25 protein-coding genes are annotated in these 25,894 nt (G+C 63.2%); 9 read left to right on the forward strand and 16 right to left on the reverse strand.

All coding sequences use genetic code 11. The features are described from left to right. The 3 genes from BSY16_RS08435 (at nucleotide 1) to BSY16_RS08445 (ending at nucleotide 3,073) form a co-directional block, all read left to right on the forward strand. The gene (locus tag BSY16_RS08435) at nucleotides 1-609 is read left to right on the forward strand and encodes a TRAP transporter small permease subunit (protein WP_069059240.1); all 609 of its coding nucleotides are present in this window, start codon (nucleotides 1-3) and stop codon (nucleotides 607-609) included. Then, nucleotides 606-2,054: a TRAP transporter large permease gene (locus tag BSY16_RS08440; protein WP_069059241.1), complete on the forward strand. Its 1,449-nt coding sequence runs from the start codon at nucleotides 606-608 to the stop codon at nucleotides 2,052-2,054. The genes BSY16_RS08435 and BSY16_RS08440 overlap by 4 nt, the downstream gene beginning before the upstream one ends. Nucleotides 2,055-2,146: 92 nt before the next feature. Next, nucleotides 2,147-3,073 carry a Gfo/Idh/MocA family protein gene (locus BSY16_RS08445; protein WP_069059242.1) on the forward strand — a complete coding sequence of 309 codons (927 nt, stop codon included), beginning with the start codon at nucleotides 2,147-2,149 and terminating at the stop codon, nucleotides 3,071-3,073. A gap of 16 nt (nucleotides 3,074-3,089) precedes the next feature. Here the strand turns inward: BSY16_RS08445 and BSY16_RS08450 are convergent, their stop codons facing one another. From BSY16_RS08450 to BSY16_RS08475, 6 genes are all read right to left on the reverse strand, one after another. Further along, nucleotides 3,090-3,923: a DUF2199 domain-containing protein gene (locus tag BSY16_RS08450; protein ID WP_069059243.1), complete on the reverse strand. Its 834-nt coding sequence runs from the start codon at nucleotides 3,921-3,923 to the stop codon at nucleotides 3,090-3,092. 35 nt (nucleotides 3,924-3,958) lie between these two features. Further along, nucleotides 3,959-4,402, reverse strand: coding sequence for a DUF4826 family protein (locus tag BSY16_RS08455; protein WP_069059244.1), 444 nt, complete (start codon nucleotides 4,400-4,402; stop codon nucleotides 3,959-3,961). A 40-nt stretch (nucleotides 4,403-4,442) separates the two neighbouring features. Next, nucleotides 4,443-4,826, reverse strand: coding sequence for a hypothetical protein (locus tag BSY16_RS32320; RefSeq protein ID WP_069059245.1), 384 nt, complete (start codon nucleotides 4,824-4,826; stop codon nucleotides 4,443-4,445). After that, entirely contained in the window at nucleotides 4,826-5,563 is a 738-nt protein-coding gene (locus BSY16_RS08465; RefSeq protein ID WP_069059246.1) for a hypothetical protein, read from the reverse strand. Before BSY16_RS08465 ends, BSY16_RS32320 begins: the two co-directional genes overlap by 1 nt. A gap of 131 nt (nucleotides 5,564-5,694) precedes the next feature. After that, a complete protein-coding gene (locus tag BSY16_RS08470; RefSeq protein WP_069059247.1) occupies nucleotides 5,695-6,144 on the reverse strand; it encodes a DNA polymerase III subunit chi in 450 nt (149 codons plus the stop codon). A 7-nt stretch (nucleotides 6,145-6,151) separates the two neighbouring features. After that, nucleotides 6,152-7,642 carry a leucyl aminopeptidase gene (locus BSY16_RS08475; protein ID WP_069059248.1) on the reverse strand — a complete coding sequence of 497 codons (1,491 nt, stop codon included), beginning with the start codon at nucleotides 7,640-7,642 and terminating at the stop codon, nucleotides 6,152-6,154. A 267-nt stretch (nucleotides 7,643-7,909) separates the two neighbouring features. Here BSY16_RS08475 and lptF point away from each other — a divergent pair, with 267 nt between their 5' ends. The 6 genes from lptF to rsmA all read left to right on the forward strand — a co-directional run bounded on the left by lptF (nucleotide 7,910) and on the right by rsmA (nucleotide 15,498). After that, nucleotides 7,910-9,091 carry an LPS export ABC transporter permease LptF gene (gene lptF / locus BSY16_RS08480; protein ID WP_069059249.1) on the forward strand — a complete coding sequence of 394 codons (1,182 nt, stop codon included), beginning with the start codon at nucleotides 7,910-7,912 and terminating at the stop codon, nucleotides 9,089-9,091. Beyond that, the gene (gene lptG / locus BSY16_RS08485) at nucleotides 9,088-10,167 is read left to right on the forward strand and encodes an LPS export ABC transporter permease LptG (protein WP_069059250.1); all 1,080 of its coding nucleotides are present in this window, start codon (nucleotides 9,088-9,090) and stop codon (nucleotides 10,165-10,167) included. Before lptF ends, lptG begins: the two co-directional genes overlap by 4 nt. Next, nucleotides 10,167-12,518, forward strand: coding sequence for an LPS-assembly protein LptD (locus tag BSY16_RS08490; RefSeq protein WP_069059251.1), 2,352 nt, complete (start codon nucleotides 10,167-10,169; stop codon nucleotides 12,516-12,518). Before lptG ends, BSY16_RS08490 begins: the two co-directional genes overlap by 1 nt. A gap of 121 nt (nucleotides 12,519-12,639) precedes the next feature. Further along, nucleotides 12,640-13,578 (forward strand): SurA N-terminal domain-containing protein, encoded by a 939-nt coding sequence (locus BSY16_RS08495; RefSeq protein ID WP_069059252.1) that lies wholly within the window; start codon nucleotides 12,640-12,642, stop codon nucleotides 13,576-13,578. Between the two features lie 58 nt (nucleotides 13,579-13,636). Beyond that, the gene (gene pdxA / locus BSY16_RS08500; RefSeq protein ID WP_069059253.1) at nucleotides 13,637-14,671 is read left to right on the forward strand and encodes a 4-hydroxythreonine-4-phosphate dehydrogenase PdxA; all 1,035 of its coding nucleotides are present in this window, start codon (nucleotides 13,637-13,639) and stop codon (nucleotides 14,669-14,671) included. Beyond that, a complete protein-coding gene (rsmA, locus tag BSY16_RS08505; RefSeq protein ID WP_069059254.1) occupies nucleotides 14,671-15,498 on the forward strand; it encodes a 16S rRNA (adenine(1518)-N(6)/adenine(1519)-N(6))-dimethyltransferase RsmA in 828 nt (275 codons plus the stop codon). Before pdxA ends, rsmA begins: the two co-directional genes overlap by 1 nt. Before the next feature lie 23 nt (nucleotides 15,499-15,521). On the opposite strand, the gene gmk is transcribed toward rsmA, so the two are convergent. From gmk to fabD, 10 genes are all read right to left on the reverse strand, one after another. After that, the gene (gmk, locus tag BSY16_RS08510; RefSeq protein WP_069059255.1) at nucleotides 15,522-16,181 is read right to left on the reverse strand and encodes a guanylate kinase; all 660 of its coding nucleotides are present in this window, start codon (nucleotides 16,179-16,181) and stop codon (nucleotides 15,522-15,524) included. A 3-nt stretch (nucleotides 16,182-16,184) separates the two neighbouring features. Next, nucleotides 16,185-17,072 (reverse strand): YicC/YloC family endoribonuclease, encoded by an 888-nt coding sequence (locus tag BSY16_RS08515; protein WP_069059256.1) that lies wholly within the window; start codon nucleotides 17,070-17,072, stop codon nucleotides 16,185-16,187. Nucleotides 17,073-17,249: 177 nt separating this feature from the next. Beyond that, nucleotides 17,250-17,501: a phosphopantetheine-binding protein gene (locus BSY16_RS08520; protein WP_069059257.1), complete on the reverse strand. Its 252-nt coding sequence runs from the start codon at nucleotides 17,499-17,501 to the stop codon at nucleotides 17,250-17,252. Between the two features lies 1 nt (nucleotide 17,502). Continuing rightward, the gene (locus tag BSY16_RS32325; protein WP_069059258.1) at nucleotides 17,503-18,987 is read right to left on the reverse strand and encodes a hypothetical protein; all 1,485 of its coding nucleotides are present in this window, start codon (nucleotides 18,985-18,987) and stop codon (nucleotides 17,503-17,505) included. Continuing rightward, the gene (locus BSY16_RS08530; protein WP_069059259.1) at nucleotides 18,984-20,567 is read right to left on the reverse strand and encodes an amino acid adenylation domain-containing protein; all 1,584 of its coding nucleotides are present in this window, start codon (nucleotides 20,565-20,567) and stop codon (nucleotides 18,984-18,986) included. The genes BSY16_RS32325 and BSY16_RS08530 overlap by 4 nt, the downstream gene beginning before the upstream one ends. A gap of 235 nt (nucleotides 20,568-20,802) precedes the next feature. Next, entirely contained in the window at nucleotides 20,803-21,984 is a 1,182-nt protein-coding gene (mltG, locus tag BSY16_RS08535) for an endolytic transglycosylase MltG (protein ID WP_069059260.1), read from the reverse strand. A 224-nt stretch (nucleotides 21,985-22,208) separates the two neighbouring features. Next, complete coding sequence (gene fabF, locus BSY16_RS08540) at nucleotides 22,209-23,468, reverse strand: beta-ketoacyl-ACP synthase II (RefSeq protein WP_069059261.1); 1,260 nt, start codon at nucleotides 23,466-23,468, stop codon at nucleotides 22,209-22,211. A 112-nt stretch (nucleotides 23,469-23,580) separates the two neighbouring features. Continuing rightward, complete coding sequence (locus tag BSY16_RS08545; protein WP_018327362.1) at nucleotides 23,581-23,817, reverse strand: acyl carrier protein; 237 nt, start codon at nucleotides 23,815-23,817, stop codon at nucleotides 23,581-23,583. A 283-nt stretch (nucleotides 23,818-24,100) separates the two neighbouring features. Further along, nucleotides 24,101-24,838, reverse strand: a complete 738-nt coding sequence (gene fabG / locus BSY16_RS08550; protein WP_069059262.1) for a 3-oxoacyl-[acyl-carrier-protein] reductase — start codon at nucleotides 24,836-24,838, stop codon at nucleotides 24,101-24,103. Between the two features lie 25 nt (nucleotides 24,839-24,863). Next, the gene (gene fabD, locus BSY16_RS08555) at nucleotides 24,864-25,808 is read right to left on the reverse strand and encodes an ACP S-malonyltransferase (protein ID WP_069059263.1); all 945 of its coding nucleotides are present in this window, start codon (nucleotides 25,806-25,808) and stop codon (nucleotides 24,864-24,866) included. Nucleotides 25,809-25,894 lie beyond the last annotated feature (86 nt).

The following is a 25,894-nucleotide window of genomic DNA, read 5'->3' on the forward strand; positions in this document are numbered from 1 at the left end:
TTGGCTCTCGCTTTACGTATCACCGGCGTCATCGACGAACTGAGCCGGCGGGTTTCGATCATCGCGATCTGGCTCGTGCTGTTTTCGTCATTGACTGCGGCCTTCAACGCAATCTTCCGCTATTCCACCGACGGCATCCTCTGGATGGAGCGCAATGTCGGCGGCGTCGGCATTTTCGAATTCATGCTCAACCTCTACCGCAACAACTCCAATACGTTGTCGGAAGCGCAGTGGTACATGTTCGCCGGCATGGTGATGCTCGGCGGCGCCTGGACCCTGAAGGTCAACGAGCATGTGCGCGTCGACCTGGTCTACGGCTCGGTCAGCGAGCGCACGCGCACCTGGATCGACCTGCTCGGCGGCGTCTTCTTCCTTCTGCCGATGTGCGCGCTGATGATCTATTTCACCTGGCCGTGGTTCGTCGATTCGTGGGTCACCAACGAAGGCTCCAACAATGCCGGCGGCCTGCCGCGCTGGCCGGCCAAGCTGATGATCCCGCTCGGCTTTGCTCTCGTCGGCCTGCAAGGTGTCGCCGAAATCATCAAATGCGTTCTCGTGTTCACGCACGGCTACGTCCGCGAATTCGCCTACGAGAAGCCGCTGCAATGATCCAGTTCATCATCCACTACATGGCGCCCATGATGTTCGTGGGCCTGATCTTCTTCATGGTCATCGGTTATCCGGCGGCCTTCTCGCTCGCGGCGGTCGGCCTGTTCTTCGGCCTCGTCGCGATCGAACTCGGGGTGATCGCGCCGGACTTCCTCGGCAACCTCACCTACCAGCTGTTCTCGGTGCTTTCGAACGACCTGCTGCTCGCCATCCCCTTCTTCACCTTCATGGGTGTGATCCTGGAACGGTGCGGGCTGGCGGAGGACCTGCTCGACGGCTTCGGCCAGCTCTTCGGCGGCGTGCGCGGCGGCCTTTCCTATGCCGTCATCCTCGTTGGCGCCGTGCTTGGCGCCATCACCGGCACCGTTGCCGCCTCCGTCATTGCCATGGGCCTCATCTCGTTGCCGGTGATGACGCGCTACGGCTACAACATCCGCCACGCCACCGGTGTCATCGCGGCCTCGGGTACCATTACGCAGCTCATTCCGCCCTCGCTCGTGCTGATCGTTCTCGCCGACCAGCTCCAGCGCTCGCCGGGCGACATGTATATCGGTGCGACCGGGGCCAGCATCGTGCAGGTGCTGCTGTTCATGGGCTGGGTTTTCATCCTCAGCATCTTCCGGCCGCACTATGTTCCGGCCCTTCCGCCGGAAGCCCGCACGCTGCGCGGCTGGCCACTCTACTGGAAGTGCATCCGTGGCATGGTGCCGTCGCTGGCGCTGATCTTCATCGTGCTCGGCACCATCTTCATGGGGCTTGCCACGCCGACGGAAGCCGGCGCCATGGGCGTCGTCGGCGCGATGCTGCTTGCCTGGATGAACGGGCGCCTGACCTGGAAGCTCATCTACCAGGGCATGGACATGACGATGCGGCTCACCGCCATGGTGGTCTTCATCCTGCTCGGCGCGCGCGTCTTCTCGCTCGTCTTCCAGGGTGTCGGCGGCAGCCACTGGATCGAGGAAATGCTGACCTCGCTTCCGGGCGGCGTCGTCGGCTTCCTGATCTTCGTCAACATCTTCATCTTCATCATCGCCTTCTTCCTCGATTTCTTCGAGATCGCCTTCATCATCGTGCCGCTGATTGCGCCCGCCGCGCAGGCGCTCGGCATCGACCTGATCTGGCTCGGCGTGATGATCTGCGCCAACATGCAGACGAGCTTCATGCACCCGCCCTTCGGCTTCGCCTTGTTCTACCTGCGGGGCATAGCGCCGAAGACGGTGAAGACGCGGGATATCTATATGGGGGCTATCCCCTGGCTGATCCTGCAGCTCATCCTCGTCGGCCTGCTGATCGCCTTCCCGGAAATGGTGACCTACTTCCTCGACAAGGACGTGGTGCAGGATCTCGACAGCATCCAGATCCTGGTGCCGGGCACGGAAGGTGGCAGCGGGCTCGACAGCGCTCCGAGCTTCGGCCTCGATTCACCGCCGCAGTTCGGGCAGTAACGCCCCTCACCCGCTCCAGACAAACGGCGCCGCTTGCCAGCGGCGCCGTTTATGCTAGAGGAGTAAATCATCATACAAATGAGGGTGGAGCCATGTCCCCGATCAATCTCGCAATCGTCGGCGTCGGCAAGATCGTGCGCGACCAGCATCTTCCGGCCGTCGCAAAGAACAGCGACTACAGGCTGATCGCCGCGGCTAGCCGCCATGGCACGGTGAATGGCATCGACAATTTCAAGTCGATCGACGAGATGTTGGTAGCGGCGCCTGATATCGCCGCCGTATCGCTCTGCATGCCGCCGCAGTATCGCTACGAAGCCGCCGAGAAGGCGCTTTCCGCCGGAAAACATGTCTTCCTCGAAAAGCCGCCCGGCGCGACCCTCTCCGAAGTCGCCGATCTCGAAGCGCTTGCTGATTCGAAGGGGCTCTCGCTCTTCGCAAGCTGGCATTCACGCTACGCGCCGGCCGTGGAAGCCGCCAAAACCTTCCTTGCCGGCACGACGATCCGCGCCATGCAGGTGATCTGGAAGGAAGACGTGCGCCACTGGCACCCGAACCAGGAATGGATCTGGCAGGCCGGCGGTCTCGGCGTCTTCGATCCCGGCATCAATGCGCTGTCGATCGTTACCCACATCCTGCCGCGCCCCGCTTTCATCACCGCCGCCACGCTGGAATTCCCGGAAAACCGCGACGCACCGATCGCCGCCTCGATCACCTTCTCCGACGCCAAGGGCCTCGACCTCAAGGCGGATTTCGACTGGCGCCAGACGGGCAAGCAGAGCTGGGACATCGTCGCCCAGACCGAAGCGGGCGAAATGGTGCTGTCAGAAGGCGGCGCAAAACTCTCCATCGACGGCAAGCTGGTGCACGACGAGCCGGAGCAGGAATATCCCATGCTCTACAAGCGCTTCGCCGAGATCGTGAAGGCCGGAAAATCCGACGTCGACCTCGCGCCGCTGCGCCATGTCGCCGATGCCTTCATGCTGGGACGGCGCAAGTTCGTCGAAGCATTTCACGATTGACGTCAGGCGCGCACGTTCAATCATCCGTATCCGGATCGAAGAATTTGCGCCATTCCCCACCAACCGCAGTTCGCTCGGCAGAGTAATCGACCTCAAGGGCCGGAATGACGTCCTCGAGGGAGGGATCGCGGTCCACGAGATGCCGCCAGTGCAGGATGCGCAGCGTCTCGTCGTCTTCATCGTGGCTGTGATCCGTATGGCCGCACAGCAAGACCCAATCACCGCCGCTGCGAGACACGACCAACACGCTGTCGCCATCCTCAACGACATGCGTGCAGGAAATGCACAGGGTGCTTCGGTCCGGCGCAGCACCTTCCCGCTCCTCCTGCTCCCCGAGGCGGGACGCCGCATCATACGCTGGCAACGCATCCAGAATCTGGTGGTATCGGGCACTATCGATGCCGGTGCGCTGCTCGATCGCGAGCGTGCTCTGGTCGCGCTCCGAAAGCCTGAAGAGCGGGCGCTGCGTCGCGTTGCGAAACTGGATGTCGACCGGCGCGTGCAGCGACGAGACATAGCCGGGCAGGCTGTTGGCCAGCGTTCCTGAGTATTGCGGTTCAGACGAACCGTCAGCATCATAAAATTCGAGATAGCGCTGGAAGACCGCGACATCGACCTCGGCCCAGACACCCCAGCCGAAATCGCTCCCCATGTCCGGCAACGGCACCGATAACAGCCCACGAATGAAATGCCGTTCGCCATACTGGCACAAGTCATCCGTGAAGCGGGCCGCCTCTTCACGCCCGGGCGCCGGTATCGCCCACACATCGTCGGGAAGCTTGAACGCCCAATCCGTCGGCAGCCCGTCGTGGGACTGCCCGCAGGTGGCGCAAACAAAATGGCCGCTCATCTCATCGCTCCTAGAAAGACAGGGGGCAGGTCGCATCACGGCTCCTCGCGCCACATATCGTCATCATCGGCGAAGTACAGCAGCATCCCGCCCCTCAACGAGAGAAGCGCGGCAAGGTCGGCTTTCGGGACAGCGTCGGGCAAGCCCAGGGTGAAGCTCTCCGGCTGTCGTCCGTCGAGCAGGGCCACGGCGGCGGCCAGCCAGCGGTTGCCGATGCCGCGTAACGCTTCGCGCGGGTGGCGCTGCGGCCCGCAGGTAACGTAGTCGTTCGGCACGTCGTCGCCGGATATCGCCCACCAGCCGACGAAGCCTGGTCGCTTGAGGCTCTCCACCGCCCACAGCGCGGCGTGCGGATAAACGTCCCATGCCGGCCATTCGCCGACCTCGCCGTGTGCGAGGCGTTGGCGACCCAGATAGTCGAGCACGCCTCTTCGCTGGCTGTCACACCAAAGCTCGAACTTCTGCTCGTCCTCATCCATCCCGAACCTCTTCGATCCTTCCGCCCGGCGGGTCGGATGCCTATCTTTTCTCGACGGAAGCCTTGAGGGCTGCATCGATCTCGGCGAATGCTTCGGGCGCATACTCACGCTCGCGACGCAGGAAGTCCGCATGCCTGTCGGCGAATGCCGCCACATCCTTCAACGTTTCCGGATAGGGCTCGCCCAGGCTCCAAAACAGGAAGCCGTGGCCGACCAGGGCTTCGACCTTGGCCCACTGCCCGACATCGGACCGCTTGGGCGGCCTGAACTTGCGGCCGAGCCCTATGCTCGGGCCGCCACAACTTGGACAAGGCAGAACGGCGGCAGCTTTACTGGATCGCTTGAAGCTCACGCGACAGGAAAAGCAGGCATAGGGATGCAGATAGGCCGATTGCGCCTGCACGGGTTTTTGCGCCGGGGGCATCACGACACCTCCCGAAATTTCGGCAGTTGATGAAACGGATCGACCGGGCCGCTGTCGCGGACGAGTGTCGCGACAATTTTCAGGCCGCCGCCCGACCGCAGCGAAACGAGCTGACCAAGATAGGTCCCGTTCCCGATCGGCAACGTCACCCCAGCGCCGAGGTTCTCCGCCGCGCCGAAAAGGACGCGCCCGGTGGCGACCGTCAACCGGAAAGGCGGCAGCGTCTCCATGACCCTTTTGTACTCCCGCGGAACCAGGAAAGGTTCGTCGCAATCCAGGTGCCGCAAGGCCACGGAACAGGGCCCATCAGCGCCGGTTCCCGCGATGAGATACCGGCCCGCATTGGCAGCATCGAGGGCGGCTTGCATGTCCCACCAGCCTTCTGGCAACGCCCCGTCGGCAACGGCAAGCGACGCGGTTTCGGTTCGCACACGTTTCGCCTTCGTCTCCCCGAGGACGGGAAGCTTGGAAAAGCCAAGCCGATCCATGCGGATCGCTGCGAGTTGCGTCATGAGGGTATTGGTGTCGCAAAAAGCGTTGCTCGCGCGCCGGGCAAGACGAAGCACCGATTGGAGGGCCTGTATGTCCGCATCCGTGAGACGCTCGGCGCCCAGAACCGCCTGCCTGCCCAGCCCAAGCGCCTGCCGGCACTGGCGCATGCGCAGTCTGGCGTCGCTTTCGGCCTCTATGGTCAGGCTCAGTTGTTCACACGCATCCGCGATCCGGTATTCCGCCATTGGCGATCACCTCATCACTCCCGAAGGCACCGTAGTTAGCGAAAACGGGTTAATTTTGCGGATGGTGCGTCCCGGCTTGCCGGAAAAATCGGGAGGAGCGCCAATTGCCCTGCACTGCCGGTCGCAGGGTCTCAGGCCTTCTTGACCCAGCGCCCGTCGCTGTTCTGCTGCCAATAGGTCAGCTGATGCCCCTCGCCTTTCAGGCGTTTCCAGTGTTCGCGCGCCCTCTCCACTTCAGCCTGGTCGTAGCCGTCGAACATGAAGATGACGCGTTCATAGGCATCGAGCGGCGGTGGTTCCGCACCAGCGATCAGGAAGCGGACATTGGCCGCGTTGGCATTGTCCGGCGTTGTCGTCAGCAGCACGGGCTGGTCGGCGGGAAAGCCCTGCTCGTCCGTGCCGTGCGGCAGAAAACTGTCCTCGCGAAAGGTCCACAGATGCGTGTCGAGCGCATCGCGCCGCTCCGCGTCGCCCGCCTGGACGACGACGCGCCAGCCGCGCTCGAGGCTCTTGTCGAGGAGCGGCGGCAGCGCGTCCTCAAGCTTCGATTCGGTCAGGTGGTAGAAGAGGACTTCACTCACCTGCCGGTCACCCCTCGTAGTTCGCGCGCACCAGTTCGTCGAGCAGGCGCACGCCGAAGCCGGAGCCCCAGGACTGGTTGATCTCGTCGGTCGGCGAGCCCATGGCGGTGCCGGCAATGTCGAGATGGGCCCAGGGCGTGTCCTTGACGAAACGGTGCAGGAATTGCGCAGCGGTGATCGAGCCGGCCAGGCGGCCGCCAGTGTTCTTCATGTCGGCGAACTTGCTGTCGATCATCTTGTCGTATTCACGGCCGAGCGGCATGCGCCACAGGCGCTCGTGGGTGGCAAGGCCGGCGGCCGTGAGGCGTGCGGAAAGCGTGTCGTCGTTGGAGAACAGGCCGGCATGGTGGCTGCCAAGCGCCACGGTGATCGCGCCGGTCAGGGTCGCGAGGTTGACCATGAACTGCGGCTTGAAGGTCTCGTTGCAATACCAGAGCGCATCGCAGAGCACGAGGCGGCCTTCGGCATCCGTGTTGATGACCTCGATCGTCTGGCCGGACATCGACTTGACGATGTCGCCGGGGCGCTGGGCATTACCATCGGGCATGTTTTCCACAAGGCCGAGGATGCCGACGACATTCGCCTTCGCCTTGCGGGCGGCGAGCGTGTGCATCAGGCCGATGACCGCGGCGGCACCGCCCATGTCGCCCTTCATGTCCTCCATGCCGGCCGCCGGCTTGATGGAAATGCCGCCGGTATCGAAGACGACGCCCTTGCCGATGAAGGCGATCGGGCGGTCCTTCTCCTTGCCGCCCTTCCAGTGCATGACCGCGAGGCGTGGCGGACGCACAGAACCCTGCGCGACGCCGAGCAGCGCCGCCATGCCTAGCTTCTTCATCTCGCGCTCGGTGAGGATATCCACCTCGACACCAAGCTTTTCCAGTGCCTTGGCCTTGTCGGCGAATTCGACCGGGCCGAGCACGTTGGCGGGCTCGTTGACGAGATTGCGGGCGAGAATCACGCCCTCCGCAATGGCATCGGAAATGTCGTTCGCCTTCTTTGCAGCCGCGGCGGTAGCGGTGACGATCGTCACCTTGGTCGCTTTGCCGGCCTTTGCCTCGTCATCCTCGCCCTTTTTCGTCTTGTAGATATCGAAGCTGTAGGCGCCGAGCTGCATGCCGAGGGCAAAGTCAGCGGCATTCTTCGCCGTCACGGTGATACCGGGCGCATCGAGGTAGATCACCGCCTTGTCCACACCGGCGATCTTGGCAGCCGCGGCTCCGCCGGCCTTCAGCCAATCATGCGCGATGAGCTTGTCGGCCTCGCCGAGGCCGAGGATGCGGATACGATCCACCGGCGCACCATGCGGCGCCAACACGTCGAGGCTTTTCAGCGCCTTGCCGGTGAACTTCGCGACCGCTGCAGCGCGCGCGACAACACCTTCCGGGTCGACCTCACCAACGCCGGCCGCCTCACCGCCGGCAATCTGCAGAAGAATCGCGAGACCACCCGAAGCGCGTGCCGTCTTTGCGAAACCGATGTCGAACCTGGAAGCCATGACTTACTCCGAATGTCAGCCGGCGGGCCTGTCATCCCGCCTGGGAGCCCGCAAATCGCATCAATTCCTTGTCGCTTTTGCGGCGCTTGGCAAGATGCGTCACCTTGTTTACAGAAGGTTAAGCATGCTTGTTCGCCATAAATTTTCCATCGGAGTGGAGACTCCTGGCTATAGCATCCGGCTGAAGAAAGCTTATATGCCCATGGCTGTTCCGACGGGTGCCCCAGCACGACACCGGAGCCGCTTGTCGGAAACGCGGACGAAACGATGAAATTGATCGAGCGCTATATCCTGCGGCGGGCGTCGCTCATGTTCGTCGCCACGCTCGTGCCCTTGCTCGGTATCGTCTGGGTCACGCAGGCGCTGGCCAGCGTCAACCTCGTTACGGACAGCGGCCAGTCAATCTTCGCCTTCCTGAAGCTCGCGACGCTGATCATTCCCTCGGTCATCCCGATCATCCTGCCCTTCGCGCTCGTCATCGGCGTGTCGCAGACGCTGACCGTGATGAATTCCGATTCGGAATTGACGGTGCTGAATTCGGCCGGTGCCTCGCGCGTCACCATCATCCGCCCCGTCATGATCCTCGCGATCGCGATGAGCTTCGTGTCCTTCGCCGTCGACAACTTCGCCGAACCCTATTCGCGTGTCGCCGTGCGCAAGATGATCGCCACAGCCCATGCCGACATGCTCTCCGCCGTCGTGCAGGAAAATACCTTCCGCAAGGTTGCCGACGGCCTCTATGTGCAGGTGGCGGAGCGCCGCAACGGCGGCGTGCTGCGCGGCCTCTTCGTTGCCGATACCCGTGATCCGCGCTTCGAACTCGTCTACTATGCCCGCGAAGGTGCGGTGGACGAAAACAGCTCGGCGCTCGTCATGAAGGACGGCGAGGTGCATCGCAAGCTGCCGGACGGCGATGTCTCGATCATCAAGTTCGATTCCTATGCCTTCGACCTCACCGACCTTACGCAGAGCCTCGGCAAATCGAACATCCGCGCCAAGGATCGCGACCTGTTCTACCTGCTGGACCCGGATCCGAAGGACCCACAGTTCGAGAAGAATCCGGGCACCTTTACCGCCGAGCTGCACCGTCGCTTCACAGAATGGCTGCTGCCCGCCGTCTTCGGCCTGATCGCGCTCGTCGTCAGCGCCGATGCCCGCTCGCATCGCGAGGCGCGGGTGCATCCGATGCTGACGGCGCTGTTGACGGCACTCTTCGTACGCTGGCTGAGCTTCTACGCATCCAACAACGCCGAAGAGTCCGTCTATTTCATACCCGTCATGTATCTCATTCCAATCGTCACCGCGGCGTTGGCGATCCGCTTCCTTGGGCGCAACAAGAGCCTTGACATCCCGATGACGCTGGGCGAACGGCTCACGGACCTGCGCGACCGAGTGCTGTCGCGCTTCACGCGGGCGGGCTCGACACCCACCGGAGGCGGCCAGCCATGATCCCGACCCTCGGCCTCTACTTCTTCCGCCGCTACATCGTCACCACCATCTGGTTCCTGCTCGGCATCTTCTCGCTGATCTTCATCATCGATTTCAGCGAATTGTCGAACCGCATCGGCTCGCTGCCGGGCTATACGCTGACCAGCGGCCTGCTCGTCACCGCGCTGCGCATTCCGATGATCCTGATGCAGACCGTGCCCTTCGTGGCGCTCTTTGCTGGCATGGCGGCGCTGATCTCGTTGAACCGGCGCTACGAGCTGGTCGTCACGCGTGCTGCCGGCATTTCCGTCTGGCAGTTCCTGCGTCCCTTCGTCGTCGGCGCCTTCCTGTTCGGGGTGCTGGCGGTGCTGATCATCAGCCCGATCGCCGCCTGGGGCAGCAAGAAGGCACAGGAAGTCGAAGCAAGCTGGGGCGCCACCGTCTCGCGTACGGAAAACGCCGTACCGTGGATCCGCCAGATCTATGGCGACGACCAGGCGATCATCGGCGCCAAGGCGCTGCTTGACGACGGCACACGGCTTTTGAACGTCACGGTCATCCACTTCGATACCGACGGCCGCATCGCACTGCGCCAGGATGCCGAATCGGCAACCTTGGAAGATGGTTACTGGCTGCTTAACAACGTCAACGAAACGCGGATTGGAGAATTGCCGGTCCGTCTCAAGGAGGCGCAGCTTCGTACCAACCTGAAACGGGAATTCGTTCAGGAAAGCCTCGAAAAGCCTGAATCCATTCCATTTTTGAGCCTTGGACGGAAGATCGAGGCGGCAAAGTCGTTCGGTTTCCCCACAAACGCCATGGAAACGCAGTTCCACTCCATGCTGTCGCTGCCGCTTCTCCTGGTTGCGATGACGCTGATCGCGGCCTGTGTATCATTGAAATTTAGCCGGTTTAATCAATCGCGTGCGGTGATTCTGGGTGGAATCCTGTCTGGCTTCATGCTTTATGTCGTCACCGTGCTTGTGAAGGCATTTGGAAGCAGCGGTGTTGTTCCTCCGTTTGTTGCGGCCTGGCTCCCAGTGGTCGTCGCAATGTCGTTGGGTGCGACTATTCTTCTGCATCAGGAGGACGGCTAGTGGCGGCAGGCGCCCGCAAAACGAATTGGTGGTCGAAAGCCGCCCTGCTTGCAGGTGCGGCCATGGGCGCCTTCGTGTCCGCCGTTGCCCTGCCCGCGCAGGCCCAGGCACCCGACATCCGGACGATGGAACCGAACATTCCGGATGACGCCAAGCTCATCCTGGCTGCCAACGAACTCGTCTATAATAACGACACGGAAAAGGTGATTGCCCGCGGCGCGGTGCAGATCAACTATGGCGGTTACAGGCTCGTCGCCCGCCAGGTCGAATACAATCAGAACACCGGCCGCTTGACGGCGCACGGCAATATCGAACTCATCGAACCGACCGGCAACCGGATCTATGGCGATGAGATGGACCTGTCGGACGATTTCGCCAACGGCTTCGTCAATGCGTTGCGCATCGAGACCACCGACCTCACCAAACTTGCGGCGACCAGCGGCGAGCGCGTCAACGGCGAGGAAATGATCCTCAACCACGCCGTCTATACCGCCTGCACGCCCTGCGCCACGAACCCGACGCATCGCTCGCTCTGGCAGATCAAGGCCGAGCGCGTCGTGCAGAACGGCCGCACCAAGACGATCCGGCTCGAGCGTGCCCGCTTCGAGATGTTCGGCAGGCCGATCGCCTATATTCCGGTGCTGGAAGTGCCGGACCATACGGTCAAGCGGAAGAGCGGCTTCCTGTTTCCGCAGTTCGGCTATGAGCAGAAGCTCGGCTTCGGCGTTACGACGCCCTACTACTTCGCCATCGCACCGGACATGGATGCGACGCTCTCGCCCACCGTGCTGACCCGCCAAGGTTTTCTGCTCGAAGGTGAATTCCGCAAGCGTTTTCATAACGGCCAGGTGACCTTGCGCGCCGCCGGCATCCAGCAAACGAACCCCAGCGTTTTCACGGGTGGCACGAGCGACCGGTACGAAGACTTCCGCGGCATGGTCGCCTCACAGGGCAACTTCAAGATCAATCCCCGCTGGGCCTTCGGCTGGGATGTGATGGTACAGACCGACAACAACTTCTCGCGCACCTATGATCTGGATGGCCTGGACGATCGCATCCATGCCAACCAGTTCTACCTGTCCGGCCTTGGCCGCCGTAACAGCTTCGACATGCGCGCCTTCTATTTCGACGTGCAGGACGCCGACCCGGTGGACAAGCTGGAGCGCAAGCAGGCAATCGCGCAGACGCTGGACCACGAATATATCGTACCGCAGCCGGTGCTTGGCGGCGAACTCAGCATCACGACGAACATCACCAACGTCCAGCGTGACCTCGAGGATTTATACAGCGTAGGCAACAATGATCGCTTTCGCGGGCTCGCCGGCGGCACGACACGGCTGACCAGCGAAATGGAATGGAAGCGCCAGTTCATCGTACCCGGCGGCCTGGTGCTGACACCGCTGCTGGCGGCGCGCGGCGATATACATCGCCTCGACATGACGGCGCCCGACGGTTACGCCGGTGATTTTAAATACGCCGGTAATTATGAAAACGACAACAGTGCGACCCGGGCGATGCTGACCGCCGGCCTTGAAGCGCGCTACCCGATCCTGGCGACAACCGATTACAGCACGCATCTCTTCGAGCCGATCGCCCAGATCTATGTCCGCCCGGACGAAGACCTTGCCGGGGCGCTGCCGAACGAGGATTCGCAGAGCTTCGTCTTCGACGCCACCAACCTGTTCGAGCGCGACAAGTTCTCCGGATTCGATCGTATCGAGGGTGGATCGCGCGCCAATCTTGGCCTACGCTACACAGGCACGTTCGACAACGGCGTGCGGCTGCGCAGCATCATCGGCCAGTCCTTCCATCTCGGCGGCGTAAACTCGTTCGCGACCGACGACCTGGTCCATGCCGGCGCCAATTCCGGCCTCGAGACAGATTCGTCCGACTATGTCGGCATGACCGGCATCGATCTGCCGAACGGCCTCTCGGTCGCGTCCAGCGCCCGGCTTGACAAGGACGACCTGTCGGTCCGCCGCTCCGATACGTCACTACGCTTCGATGGCGCCCGCTTCGAGACCGAGCTCACCTATACGCGCATCGCTGCACAGCCTGAATACGGCCTGGCGGATAACGCCAGCGAGCTGCAAAGTGCGGCGGCCTTCAAGTTCAAGGACTACTGGTCAGTCTTCGGCTCGCTCACCTACGATCTCAACCGCAAGAGCCTGTCGCGCAACGGCATCGGCTTTTCCTATGACGACCGGGACACCGTTTTCTCGATCGTCTACGAGCAGACACGCGATAAATCCAGCAGCACGGCAAACGACTGGTCGATCGGCGCGCGCCTGATGTTCCGCACGCTGGGCGACATCCATGTCGGCGATACGACGCTGACCGGCTTCGAGTAAGGGCATCGCTCCACTCTTGTCATCGTTTGGCCGCATGTATTATGCACATCCGGGAGAGACACTGCCGGAAGCGTGCCTGTACGCTGACGGCTGTGGAAATGGGTTTGGGAAAGGGACTGGCATGATGGGCAGAGAATCTCTGGTACGTTCCATGATGATGGGCGTGGCCTTGGCCGCCGCCGTGACGCTGACGCTTCCGGCCGGCACCGCCCAGGCCGCAAGCTCGGTCGTCGCCGTCGTCAACAACACGCCGATCACCTCTGGTGATGTCGAAAGCCGCGCCAACTTTCTGAAGCTGCAGCGCGCGAAGGGTAATCTGCGGGCGTTGGCCCGCGAGCAGATGATCGACGACGCCCTGAAGCGCGGTGAAATCCTGCGTGCGAAGGCGTCCGTCAGCACGAGCGACGTGGACACTGCCTTCGCGCGTTTTGCAGCGTCCAACAAGATGTCGCCGGAGCAGATGGCCAAGATCCTCAACCAGGCTGGCGTCGGCGTCGACCATTTCAAGCAGTATATCGCCGTGCAGATGAGCTGGCCACGCCTGGTCAACGCCCGTTACGGTCGCGGCGCCGACGACAAGACGCTGATGCAGCGCATGCAGGAAAATGGCGGCAAGAAGCCCGTCACCACCGAATACTTCCTCAAGCAGGTGATCTTCGTCGTGCCGGAGAAGAAGCGCAACGCCATTCTCGGCAAGCGCAAGCAGGAGGCGGAAGCCTCGCGCTCGAAGTTCCCCGGCTGCGACCAGGCCAAGGTTTTTGCCGCGACGATGCGGGATGTTTCGATCCGCGACCTCGGCCGCGTGCTCGCGCCTGAAATGCCCGCCGACTGGAAGCCGCTCATCGAAAAGACTGACGGCATGACGACCGGCACCCGCGTTACGGAACGCGGCGTCGAATATCTCGCGATCTGCAAGAAGCGGGAGGTCAATGACGACGTGGCGGCCGAAACGGTCTTCCGTGCCGAGGACATCGGCAAGGAGAAGAGCGGCGAGGAAGACGCAAACAGCAAGAAGTTCCTCGCTGAGCTGCGCAAGAAAGCGACCATCACCGAACGTTGATCCCGACTTGACGGGCGGCCACCCGCCGCCCCTCGCAACCGCTTGACGGCAAGGTCCCATGACGATGACGAACATGCCTCCGCTGGCGCTCACCATGGGCGATCCGGCGGGGATCGGACCGGATATCACGCTCGCCCTCTGGTCGAACCGTCATGCCCTCTCGCTGCCGCCCTTTCTCTTCGTCGGTGATGCGCAGGTGCTACGTGAGCGCGCCAAAGTGCTCGGTCTCGACATCACTGTCGCGAGCGCAACGCCAGAAGAGGCCACCCGGCTGTTTTCCGACGCACTTCCCGTCCTTTCTTGCGATTGCAGCGAAACCGTCACATCGGGCAGGCCGGATTCCCGCAATGCAGCGGCCATTACAGGCGCCATCGAAACGGCAGTCGCGCTGACGCTCGCCGGCCGCACGGCTGCGGTGGTCACCAACCCCATCGCCAAGGCCGTGCTCTATGATGCCGGCTTCGGCTTTCCCGGCCATACGGAATTCCTGGCCGATCTTGCGGCAAAGGCGACCGGCAAGGAAGCGCTTCCGGTCATGCTGCTTGCCGGACCAAAACTGCGCAGCGTGCCTGTCACCATTCACATTCCGCTGAAGGATGTCCCAACGGTCCTGACACAGGAACTGATCGTCGAAACCGCGACGATCACCGAGCGGGACCTGCGCCAGCGCTTCGGCATTGCCCGCCCGCGGCTCGCCATTGCAGGGCTCAATCCGCATGCTGGCGAAACCGGAACCATCGGACTGGAGGACGAGGCAATCGTGCGCCCGGCTGTCGAGCGGCTGAAGGCTGCCGGCATCGATGCGGTCGGCCCCCTGCCCGCCGATACGATGTTCCACGATGCCGCCCGCGCGACCTATGACGTGGCGATCTGCATGTATCACGATCAGGCGCTGATCCCGGCCAAGGCGCTCGGCTTCGACGATTCCGTCAATGCAACGCTGGGCCTGCCCTTCATCCGCACCTCGCCGGACCACGGCACCGCCTTCGCAATCGCCGGCAAGGGCGTTGCCAAGCCGGACAGCCTTTTGGCCGCCATCCGGCTCGCCCACACGCTTGGCACCCACGAGCGGACGACAAGGGAACGCGCATAATGGCCGCACTCGACGGACTGCCGCCGCTGCGCGATGTCATCCAGCGCCATGGACTCGATGCAAAGAAGGCGCTCGGGCAGAACTTTCTGCTCGATCTCAATCTGACGCAGAAAATCGCCCGCACGGCCGGCCCCATCGAAAACCATACCGTCATCGAGGTCGGCCCCGGCCCCGGTGGTCTGACACGCGCGATCCTTGCGCTCGGCGCCAAGCGGGTCATTGCCATTGAGCGCGATGCGCGCTGCCTGCCGGCGCTCGCGGAAATCTCGGACCACTATCCCGGTCGCCTGACGGTCATTGAAGGCGATGCGCTGAAGACGGACTTTGAGGCGCTGGCGCCGGGCGAGCCCGTACGCATCATTGCCAACCTGCCCTACAATGTCGGTACGCAGTTGCTGGTCAACTGGCTGCTGCCGAAGACCTGGCCACCCTTCTGGGACTCACTGACGCTGATGTTCCAGCGCGAGGTCGGCCTTCGCATTGTCGCTGAGGACAATGACGACCATTATGGCCGCCTCGGCGTGCTCTGCGGCTGGCGTACAGACGCACGCATGGCCTTCGACGTGCCGCCGCAGGCCTTCACGCCACCGCCGAAGGTGACCTCCTCCGTCGTGCACCTGGAGCCCATCGCCAATCCCCTGGCCTGCGATGTCAGCGCGCTGGAACGCGTCACCCACGCCGCCTTCGGCCAGCGCCGCAAGATGCTGCGTCAAAGCGTAAAATCGCTCGGCGGCGAGGCCCTGCTTGCACGTGCCGAAATCGACCCGCAGCGGCGGGCCGAAACGCTGAGCGTGGAAGAATTCGTGCGGCTGGCGAACGCGCTCTGAACGAGGCGCCCGCCTCTCCTCACCTATAGAACAGGCTTTTCCGTCACCAGCTTGGTCACGAACTCGAAGAGCCCGTGGCGACGGTCGCGGCGCAGGCGTTCGGCCTTGACGATGCTTTGTACGGCGTCGAAGGCGACCGAGAGGTCGTCGTTGAGGATGACATAGTCATATTCCCGCCAATGCTCAATTTCGGCGCAGGAATTGGCAAGGCGCGTCTGGATGACCTCTTCGGTATCCTCGGCGCGGCGATGCAGGCGCGATTGCAGCTCGGTCATCGACGGCGGCAGGATGAAGATGGAGACGACGTCCGCCGGCATCTTTTCCTGCAGCTGCTGAGCGCCCTGCCAATCGATGTCGAAGAGCATGTCGCGGCCAGTGGACATGGCCTCCTCAACCGGCTCGCGCGGCGTGCCGTAGAAATTGCCGTGCACCTCCGCCCATTCCAGAAGCGCCTGGGAATCGCGCAGACGCTCGAATTCGCGGTGGTTGATGAAATGGTAATGGCGGCCGGCGATCTCGCTGGCGCGGCGCTGGCGCGTCGTCACGCTCACCGAGAGGCTGAGGCCCGGGTCGGCCTCAAGCAGATTGCGGGCGATCGTCGACTTGCCGGCCCCGGACGGCGAAGAAATGACGAGCATGAGCCCGCGGCGTTCGATTTGGATATGTTTCGACGGCTCGGCCATGGCCTACTCCAGATTCTGGACCTGTTCCCTGAACTGGTCGATGACGACCTTCAGCTCGATACCTGCTGCCGTTACAGCAGCAGCGTTCGACTTGGAACAGATCGTATTCGATTCCCGGTTAAATTCCTGTGCGAGAAAATCGAGCTTGCGGCCGATCGGCCCGCCCTCGGCGATGAGTTCGCGTGCGGCAGCGACATGCGCCTTCAGCCGGTCGACCTCCTCGCGCAGGTCCGCCTTGGTGGCAAGCAGCGCCGCCTCCTGGTGCAACCGGTCACGATCGAGCGCCGTCGTGCCCTGCATGAGCACGGCCACCTGCGCGGAAAGCCGTTCGGCAATCGCCGATACGCTGCGCGAAGGATCGGCCTCGACGGTCTGCGTCAGCGCCTCGATGCGCGCGACCTGCCCCAGCAGCACCTCGGCGAGCGCCGCGCCCTCCTTGCCGCGCATGTCGGCAAGACAGCGGATCGCTTCGGCAAGGCCTGCCTTGATATCCTTGTCACGCGTGGCCCGCTCCGCTTCGCTTTCCTCCGCCTCGCGGAAATCGACGATTCCGCGAACGGCGAGCAGCGTATCGAGCTTCAGCGGCGCCGGATCCACGATACCGGTGAGCTGATCGCGCAATGCCAGCACGGCGGCAAGCGCGCCCTGGTTCACCACGGCCTCGACCTGCGCTTCGCTGACGCTCGTCGCAAGGCCGATCTGCAGGTTACCGCGTGAAAAGGCTTCGCCGGCAAGCCGGCGCACATCGGCCTCCAGCGCTTCGAGGCCGGGGGGAAGGCGAAGCCGAAGATCGAGGCCCTTGCCATTGACCGAGCGCAGCTCCCACACCCAGCGGCTGCGTCCGCTCGTTCCCTCGACCCGTGCGAAGCCGGTCATCGATTGTAATGTCATGTCATCCTCCAGTCGGCGCCCCACCGCGGTATGAATCAAATCGGAAATGGGTCAGCCGGAACGCGCGATGCGCGAATTCATCCCCCAAAGTGAAGCACTTTCGCGGGGTTGGAAACGGCAAGAACCGACGGAACGACAGCGATCCACATCAAAGCGACGCTGCCAGCCGCCGCGGCGTCAATTGCGGGCGCGGGAAATGAGATCGGTGATGTCGGTGATCGTGTCGAGGGCGGAGACGTCGAAATCGGCGCTGGCGAGATTCAGCTCGAAATCCTGTTCCAGCAGCATGATCATTTCGGTCGCCGCCAGCGAATCCAGCCGTCCGGTGATGAACAGGGATTCGTCATCGCGCACAGGATCGCGGTCGCCGCGGGCTGCGAGCAGGCCGGTGACGGCGGTGCGAAGTCGTTCCACGGTGGAAAGGCTCATGTCAGGCTCCGAACAGGCTGAAAAGGAAGGCGAAGCGTTCGCCGATGGTGAACGCGTCGATGGGTTCGTTGAAGATGGTGAGCAGGCAGAAGAACAGGCCGACCTGAAGACGGGGCAGGACATCGTAGCGCAGAAATCCGTCTTCCGGCTTCGGCCGCCGGTTGCGAAGCTGTGACACGATCAGCCCGCCGGCCAGCACGACGCAATAGAGAAGATAGCTTTCGAAGGCCCGCAGGCCCGGCAGAACCCCGTTCACCGCGAGGATGTCGATGCGGCCCATGAAATGGAAAAGCCAGTTGCCGACGCACGCCGCGCAGAAGGTGGCGAAAGCGACACGCAGGCGCGGGTGTTTCTTGAACCAGCGCAGGAAGGCCGGATAGAAGAAGAAATCGACCAGCAGTTCCTTGAAATAGAAATAGTAGCGGTTCCAGAACTCCGCCAGGCTGCGCGCGGCAAGCGGGCGTACCGTATTGCGGGGAATGCCGTAGCCGGCGACGCGGATGAGCGCGACGACGATATGGCCCCAGGCTGCAAGGTGCAGGATATCGAGGAGATAGTGCACCACGAGCGAGGCCCAGGATAGGGCGGCCGGAAGCGGCGCGCCCTTGGCGGCGGCGGCCATGGCATCGGCCAGGACCGGCACGCCGGCTTCCGTGTTCAGAACGTTGCGGGCCGTGACATCGGCGCCGGCCAGCAACGCGCCCCAGACGATAAGCTTCAGCCCCTTGAGGCGGGTGACGGCGAGTGCGGTCTCGTCCTTCGCCTCGAATTTCGCGAGGAAACCGGCACCCTTGCCGATCGGCAGCGTCGGTCCCTCCCAGAACGGCCGGAAGAAGGCGACGCGCGGAAGCGGATTGGTGGTCTGCTTCACCTTCTGGTCGGCCAGCGCATAGGCGATGCACCAGAAGCCGGAGGCGAGCGCCGCAAGGAACAGCCAGACCTCCGCGGCGAATTTCACGGGCAGAAGACCGGAGAGCGGCACCGCCAGGACAGCGAAGAAGATAAGCATCATCGTCAGGACGGGATGGCGGCCCGGCGCCGTCGTGCGAAAGGTCGATTGCAGGCGCAGCGCCGCTATGCCGAAGGCGAGGAAGGCAATGCCTGCGCCGGCAATCAGGATGCGCTGGTCGATGGTGCCGACCAGATCCATCTCCCGGCGCAGGAAATCGCTGAGCTCCTCCGAGCGCGTCGGCCGCAGCATGATGAAAAACAGCGTCGTGAGACCGATGACCAGCGTGCGCCGGGCCGGAAAGGCAGCGCAGCCGGCAAGGCCGAGAGCGACGATCAGCATGCTGCCGGGGCCAGGCCGCGTGGTGCAGAAGACGAGGAAGACCGCGACATGCAGCAGCACGATGCCCTTCATGCTTGTCGCGAAGGCGATGGCCGCGGGCGCCTTGTCCATGCCGAGCCAGGCGGCACGCAGCGCCAGCGCCAGCCCGAGAAGACCGGGGCGGACCTGCCTCTGCGACGACGCGGTCTCGCTCATGCCGCGTCCTCCCGCGTGGCAAAGTGGCCTGCGTCGAGGTCGGCGAAGAGTGACTTGCGGTCGACCTTGCCATTGCTGTTCAGCGGCAGGGTCTCGATGAGGTGGATTGCGGAGGGAACCATGTAGGCCGGGAGTTTCGCCCGCAGGGCGTCACGGATCGCAGGCCCTTCCATCGCCGCGCCGACGGCGAAGCCGACGATGCCGCTGGCCGAGCCGGCGCTCGCGGGCCAGGCGATGGCGGCGACGTGATCCGACCCGGAGGCGGTGCGCAGATGCATTTCCACCTCCTCCAGCTCGACACGGTTGCCCATGACCTTCACCTGATTGTCGATGCGGCCGAGATGGTGGAACGTGCCGTCCTCTGCCTCCATGCCGAGATCGCCGGTCAGATACCAGCGTTCGCCACCGATGAGTGGAAAGCGCGCTGCGGTCAGCTCTTCCTGCCCGAAATAACCGTGCGCAAGCTGCTTGCCGGAGAGCGCGATTTCCCCGGCAGCGCCTGTCGCGACCGGCTTCAACTCCGCGTCCAGGATCGCGGCCCGCATGCCGGGATAGGCGTAGCCGATCGCCACGATCTCGCGTGCGGGCGTCACGACGACGGGTTCGACGACCGGCTGGCGCAGGCAGGCGATGGTGGCTTCGGTCGGACCATAGATGTTCTCGACGATGCTGTTGGGTGCGGCCTCCGCCCAGGCGCGCGCAGCGCCCACCGGCAGCGGCTCGCCGCAGAACATCGAGATGCGCAGGCTCGTCAGCGAGGCCGGCTGGAGCGTCCGGTTCTGCCGCATCATCGCGATGACCGACGGCACGGAAAGCCAGGTGGTGATCTGCCGATCGCGGATGAAGCGCGCCGGTGCCACCATCTGGAGCGGCGTCATCACATGCAGCGAGGCGCCTGCCTGCCAGGCGAGGAACATGTTGTGCACCGAGAGGTCGAAGGTGATGTCGCAGGTTTCCGCCGCACGATCCCCCGGCGTGAAGCCGAACCAGGCCTGCATGACCGCGAGGTAGTGGTCGACGGCGCTCGACGGCACCATGACGCCCTTTGGAACGCCTGTCGTGCCGGAGGTGAACTCGATATAGGCAAGGTGGTCGTCGGAAATGTCCGCCGGCTCGGCCGGTCCACCATCCGGCAGGGCATCGAGGCGGAACACGGTTCGACCGTGGAGGGCAGCGGGCGGGCGGGCGTCCGCTGCAAGCAGGATCGTTGCCGGAAGATGGTCTTCGACGCCCGGGGTCAACATCGCCGCGCCGCGCGCATCCACCACCAGCGCATCGAGGTCAAGCGTGTCGAGAAGCTGGACGAGCCGCTCTTCCGGGAGTTTCAGATTGAGCGGAACATAGGTGCCGCCGGACCAGGCCGTGCCCAGAATACCGGCGCAGGCCGCGAGGCTGCGGGAGGCCAGGATACCGACGCGGCCGGTGCGCCGGGCGGGCGCAAGGCAGCCAGCGATGCGACGGGACAGGGCCGCGAGCGCCTCATAGGATAGGTCCACGCCCGCCACGGAAAGCGCGAGCGCATCCGGGCGCGCATGGCTGTGCCGGAAGACGTGGCTGGCAATGTTCATCGCAGCAGGCATCGGGTATTTCGAACCCCGTCGATTGATCGCATCCGCCGGTTGTAGGCCTTATTTCTTTACATTCGCCTCCCAAAACACCCGAAATCCAGCCCTGTGCAGGGTCAGCTTCGCATCAGGCTTTCCAACTCTTTAACGCCGCTGAAAACGAAACGGCCCCGGCGGTTTTCGCCAGGGCCGTCTGCCATGTTTTGCGATGCGTGGGGCTTGTAAGATCAGCCCACTGCCGGAGAGCCCGTTATTGCGAACCGGTGGCCCCCGCTGCTTTTGCAGCCTCGGCAGCCTTCTCCGCCTCCAGCTTGCGCCAGCGGCGGACGTTCTGGTTATGCTCGTCGAGCGTCTCGGCAAAGACGTGGCCGCCCGTGCCGTCAGCAACGAAGTAGAGATCGGTGGTGCGCGAAGGGTTTGCGACGGCTTCGAGTGCCGCGCGGCCCGGATTGGCGATCGGCGTCGGCGGCAGGCCCTTGATGACATAGGTGTTGAAGGGCGTCTGCTTTTCGAGGTCCGACTGGTAGATCGGCCGCTCGGCCGGTTTGCCGTCGCCACCAAAGATGCCGTAGATGATCGTCGGGTCGGACTGCAGGCGCATGCCCTTGTCGAGGCGGTTCAGGAAGACCGAGGCGACACGCGAGCGCTCATCGGCCCTGCCCGTTTCCTTCTCGACGATCGAGGCCAGCGTGACGAATTCTTCACGGGTCGCGATCGGCAGGTCGTCGTCGCGGCGCTCCCAGATCTGGTCGATCAGCGCCTTCTGCGCATCCTGCATCTGATGCAGGATATCGGCGCGCTTGGTGCCACGCGAGAACTTGTAGGTATCAGGCATCAACGTACCCTCGACCGGCAGATCGGCCGGCAGGTCGCCTTCGAGAACCGGATCGTCCTTGAGGCGCTTGAAGATCTGCTTGACGGTCAGGCCTTCCGGCACGGAAACACTGTAGAGGATCGACTTGCCGGATTTCAGCAGCTCGACGATGTCGCGCATCGTGGCGCCGGACTTGATCTCGTATTCGCCGGCCTTCAGCGTCTGGCCATCGAGATAGACGCGAGACAGCACGCGGAAGACGCGGCTGTCGGTGATGATGTTGTTGCGCTCGAGATTGGCGGCGATCTCATTGGTGCCGGCGCCGGCGCGCACGATGAAGTTCGTGTTGGCGGTCAGCGGCCCCTGCTCTTCGTAGCTCTTGACGCCGTAGTAGAAGATGCCGACGCCGATGATCGTTGCAAAGACGACCACCGTCATGACGAAATTCAGGAAGATGACGAGCTGGCTGCGTGCCTTGCGCGAGCGGCGGCGGCTCGGCGGCTGCGGCACCTGTTCCGGCCGGAGGGCCTCGTTGGCGGACTTGGGGATGATGCGCGGCTGGCCGGATGTCTCACCGCGGCCAAACTGCGTCTCGCCGGAATCGTTCGTGTCGCTCACGGACTGTCCTCATCATGTTCGGGCATTGCCCCTGCATAACGCGTTAAATCGACACCGGTTTAACGAATTCGGCAGAAATTTAAAATGCTACGCCGTGTCTTGCGCGTCACGAATAACGCGGCGCTGTCGTCGTCTCTCAGCAGAGCAATACGGCAAAAACAGGATGAACCCGCTCTTCTCGCTTGGGTGTGTGCTGCGCGCCGGGGCCAAAGCCCTGGACCGGGTCAAGCGTAGCGCTTGAGAACCAGCGATGCATTCGTTCCGCCGAAACCGAACGAATTGGACAGCGCCACGTTGATTTCGCGCTTGCGGGCCTTGTGCGGCACCAGATCGATCGCCGTCTCGACGGCGGGATTGTCGAGGTTCAGCGTCGGCGGCGCGATATTGTCACGGATCGCAAGGGCTGCAAAGATCGCCTCGACGGCACCGGCAGCACCAAGCAGATGGCCGATCGCCGACTTGGTGGATGACATCGAAACGCGCGATGCCGCATCGCCGACAAGGCGCTCCACCGCACCAAGCTCGATCGTATCGGCCATGGTGGAGGTGCCGTGCGCATTGATGTAGTCGAGTTCGCTGGCCGGAATGCCGGCGCGCTTCAGCGCCATCTGCATGCAGCGATACGCGCCGTCGCCATCTTCGGACGGCGCGGTGATGTGGAAGGCATCGCCGGACAGGCCATAGCCGACAACTTCGGCATAGATCTTCGCGCCGCGGGCCTTGGCGTGTTCCAGTTCTTCCAGAATGACAATGCCGGCGCCCTCGCCCATGACGAAACCGTCGCGGTCCCTGTCATAGGGGCGCGAGGCTGCGGTCGGGTCGTCGTTGCGGTCGGTCGACAGCGCCTTGCAGGCGGCAAAACCGGCAAGCGCGATACGGCAGATCGGCGATTCGGCACCACCCGCCACCATGACGTCGGCGTCGCCCAGCGCAATCAGGCGGCTGGCATCGCCAATGGCGTGCGCGCCCGTCGAACAGGCCGTGACGACCGAATGGTTGGGTCCGCGCAGCTTATGCTTGATCGAGACATGGCCGGAGGCCAGGTTGATCAGACGGCCGGGAATGAAAAAGGGCGAAACGCGGCGGGGACCCTTGTCGCGCAGCGTATAGCCGGCTTCGACGATGCCATCGAGACCGCCGATACCGGAGCCGATAAGCACGCCGGTCGCGATCTGGTCGTCGTTGGTCTTCGGATGCCAGCCTGCATCGGCAAGCGCCATGTCGGCAGCGGCCACCGCATAAACGATGAACGGATCGACCTTGCGCTGTTCCTTGGGTTCCATCCACTGGTCAGCATTGTAGGTGCCGTCGGAACCGTCGCCGAGCGGAATGGAACAGGCAATCTTTGCGGGGAGGTCGTCGACCTCGAAGGTGGTGACCCTGGCGGCGCCGCTGCGGCCTTCGAGAAGCCGGCTCCAGGTCACTTCGGTGCCACAGCCAAGCGGAGATACCATGCCGGTACCAGTGATAACGACACGCCTCATCGTTCGTAATCCACCCTATAGAATTCTATGTCGTTTCTCCATGAGGAGATAGGCCTCCTGGAGGGGAGGCTGGGACGGGCCGCTGAAAAGCAGCCCATCCCGGCATCAATGATTAGGCCTGGGCCTTCTCGATGAACTTGACGGCGTCGCCGACCGTCAGGATCGAGTCAGCGGCATCGTCCGGGATCTCGACGCCGAACTCTTCTTCGAACGCCATGACCAGTTCGACGGTGTCGAGCGAGTCCGCGCCAAGATCATCGATGAAACTTGCGCCTTCGCTGACTTTTTCGGCGTCAACGCCCAGATGATCAATGACAATTTTCTTTACGCGTTCTGCTACGTCGCTCATGTCGGATTCCTCGACCTTTGTTTTTGATCGGTGCCTGTCACGGCACCGGACACTCAACGCGCCCGATGTGCCTCAAGAACACATCCGGCAAACCCTTCAACCGGCAATGCGGCAACGGCGATACGGTTCCCGTACCGCCTGATCGCTCAGGCCTTTGCCGGCCGACTGCTGACAGTCATGGCCCGATTAACACGGTTTAAGTCTGTCGCAAAGTGTGAAAATGGCCGGTGCTCCAGCGGTCAACATGCAATTCATGCCGTTCCGTCGGGCACTTGGCCCATCCTCAGATCATCGCCATGCCGCCATTCACGTGCAGCGTCTGGCCCGTCATGTAGGCGGCTTCCGACGAAGCGAGGTATGCGACGGCCGATGCAACTTCCGCGCCGGTGCCCATGCGCTTCATGGGAATGGCACCCATGATGGCGTCCTTCTGCTTGTCGTTCAGCTTACCGGTCATCGCGCTTTCGATGAAACCCGGTGCCACGCAGTTGACGGTTACGTTGCGGGTGGCGATTTCCTGCGCCAGCGACTTGGTGAAACCGATCATGCCGGCCTTGGAGGCGCAGTAGTTCGCCTGGCCCGGATTGCCGGTAACGCCGACGATGGAGGTGATGTTGATGATGCGGCCGTAGCGGCGGCGCATCATCGGATGCGTCAGTTCGCGCGTCAGGCGAAAGACGGCCGTCAGGTTGACTTCCAGGACCGCATCCCAGTCGTCATCGCTCATGCGCACGAATAGGCCGTCCTTGGTGATGCCGGCATTGTTGACGAGGATGTCGACGCCGCCGAGCTCGGCTTCCGCCTTCTCACCGAGTGCCTTCACTTCGGCACGGTCGGAGAGATTAGCCGGGAAGATATGGACGCGTTCGCCAAGTTCGTTGGCAAGCGTTTCCAGCTTTTCGACGCGCGTGCCGTGCAGGCCGACAATGGCGCCCTGGGCATGGAGGATGCGGGCGATCTCTTCGCCAATGCCGCCGGAAGCGCCGGTAACGAGGGCCTTGCGGCCGGTAAGATCAAGCATGGTTCCGTTCCTTTGGTGAAAGAAATCAGCCGATGAGCGCAGCGAGCGCGCTGTCGATATCGGCGGGCGTGTTGATGGCGATGCCGGTGACGGACTTGTCGATGCGGCGCGCAAGGCCGGTCAGCACTTTGCCGGATCCCACTTCATAAAGCGTGGTGACATCGTTCTTTGCGAACCATTCCACCGTCTCGCGCCAGCGCACCTGGCCGGTGACCTGCTCGACGAGCAGGCGCACGATTTCCTGCGGGTCGCTGACCGGTGCTGCGCGCACATTGGCTATGAGCGGAACGACCGGAGCCTTCGCCGTGACACCGGCCAGTGCCTCGCGCATGGCATCGGCGGCCGGGCCCATCAGGGCGGAATGGAAGGGGGCGGAGACGGACAGCATCAGCGCACGCTTGGCACCCTTTTCCGTCGCCAGCCGGGCGGCCACTTCGACGGCCGGCTTGGAGCCGGAAATGACGAGCTGGCCGCCGCCATTGTCGTTGGCGATCTGGCACGAGCCGCCGCTGGAGGCTTCCTGGCAGATGGCTTCGACATCCGCCTGCTCCAGGCCGATGATCGCCGCCATGGCGCCGGCGCCGACCGGCACGGCCGACTGCATGGCATTGCCGCGGATGCGCAGGAGCCGCGCGGTATCGGAAAGCGAGAAGGTGCCGGCGGCGCAGAGCGCCGAATATTCACCGAGCGAATGACCGGCAACGTAGGAGACCTGATCCTTCAGCGACAGGCCGCGCGCTTCGAGCACGCGCATCACAGCGATCGACACCGCCATCAGCGCCGGCTGGGCGTTCGCCGTGAGCGTCAACGTCTCTTCCGGGCCTTCGAACATGATGTCGGACAGTTTCTGGCCGAGGGCCTCGTCGACTTCCGCGAAAACGGCGCGCGCTTCCGGGAAGGCTTCCGCGAGATCCTTGCCCATGCCGACGGCCTGGCTGCCCTGGCCGGGAAAGGTGAATGCTACGCTCATAGGGGGTCTCCCATCTTCTGTTTTCTTTTCCATTCACATTCCGGTCGGCCGAGTCAAGGCACTGAACCAGACCCAACGTTCTCGGA

It is taken from the genome of Sinorhizobium sp. RAC02, from assembly GCF_001713395.1.
In the GTDB taxonomy this organism is placed as follows: domain Bacteria; phylum Pseudomonadota; class Alphaproteobacteria; order Rhizobiales; family Rhizobiaceae; genus Shinella.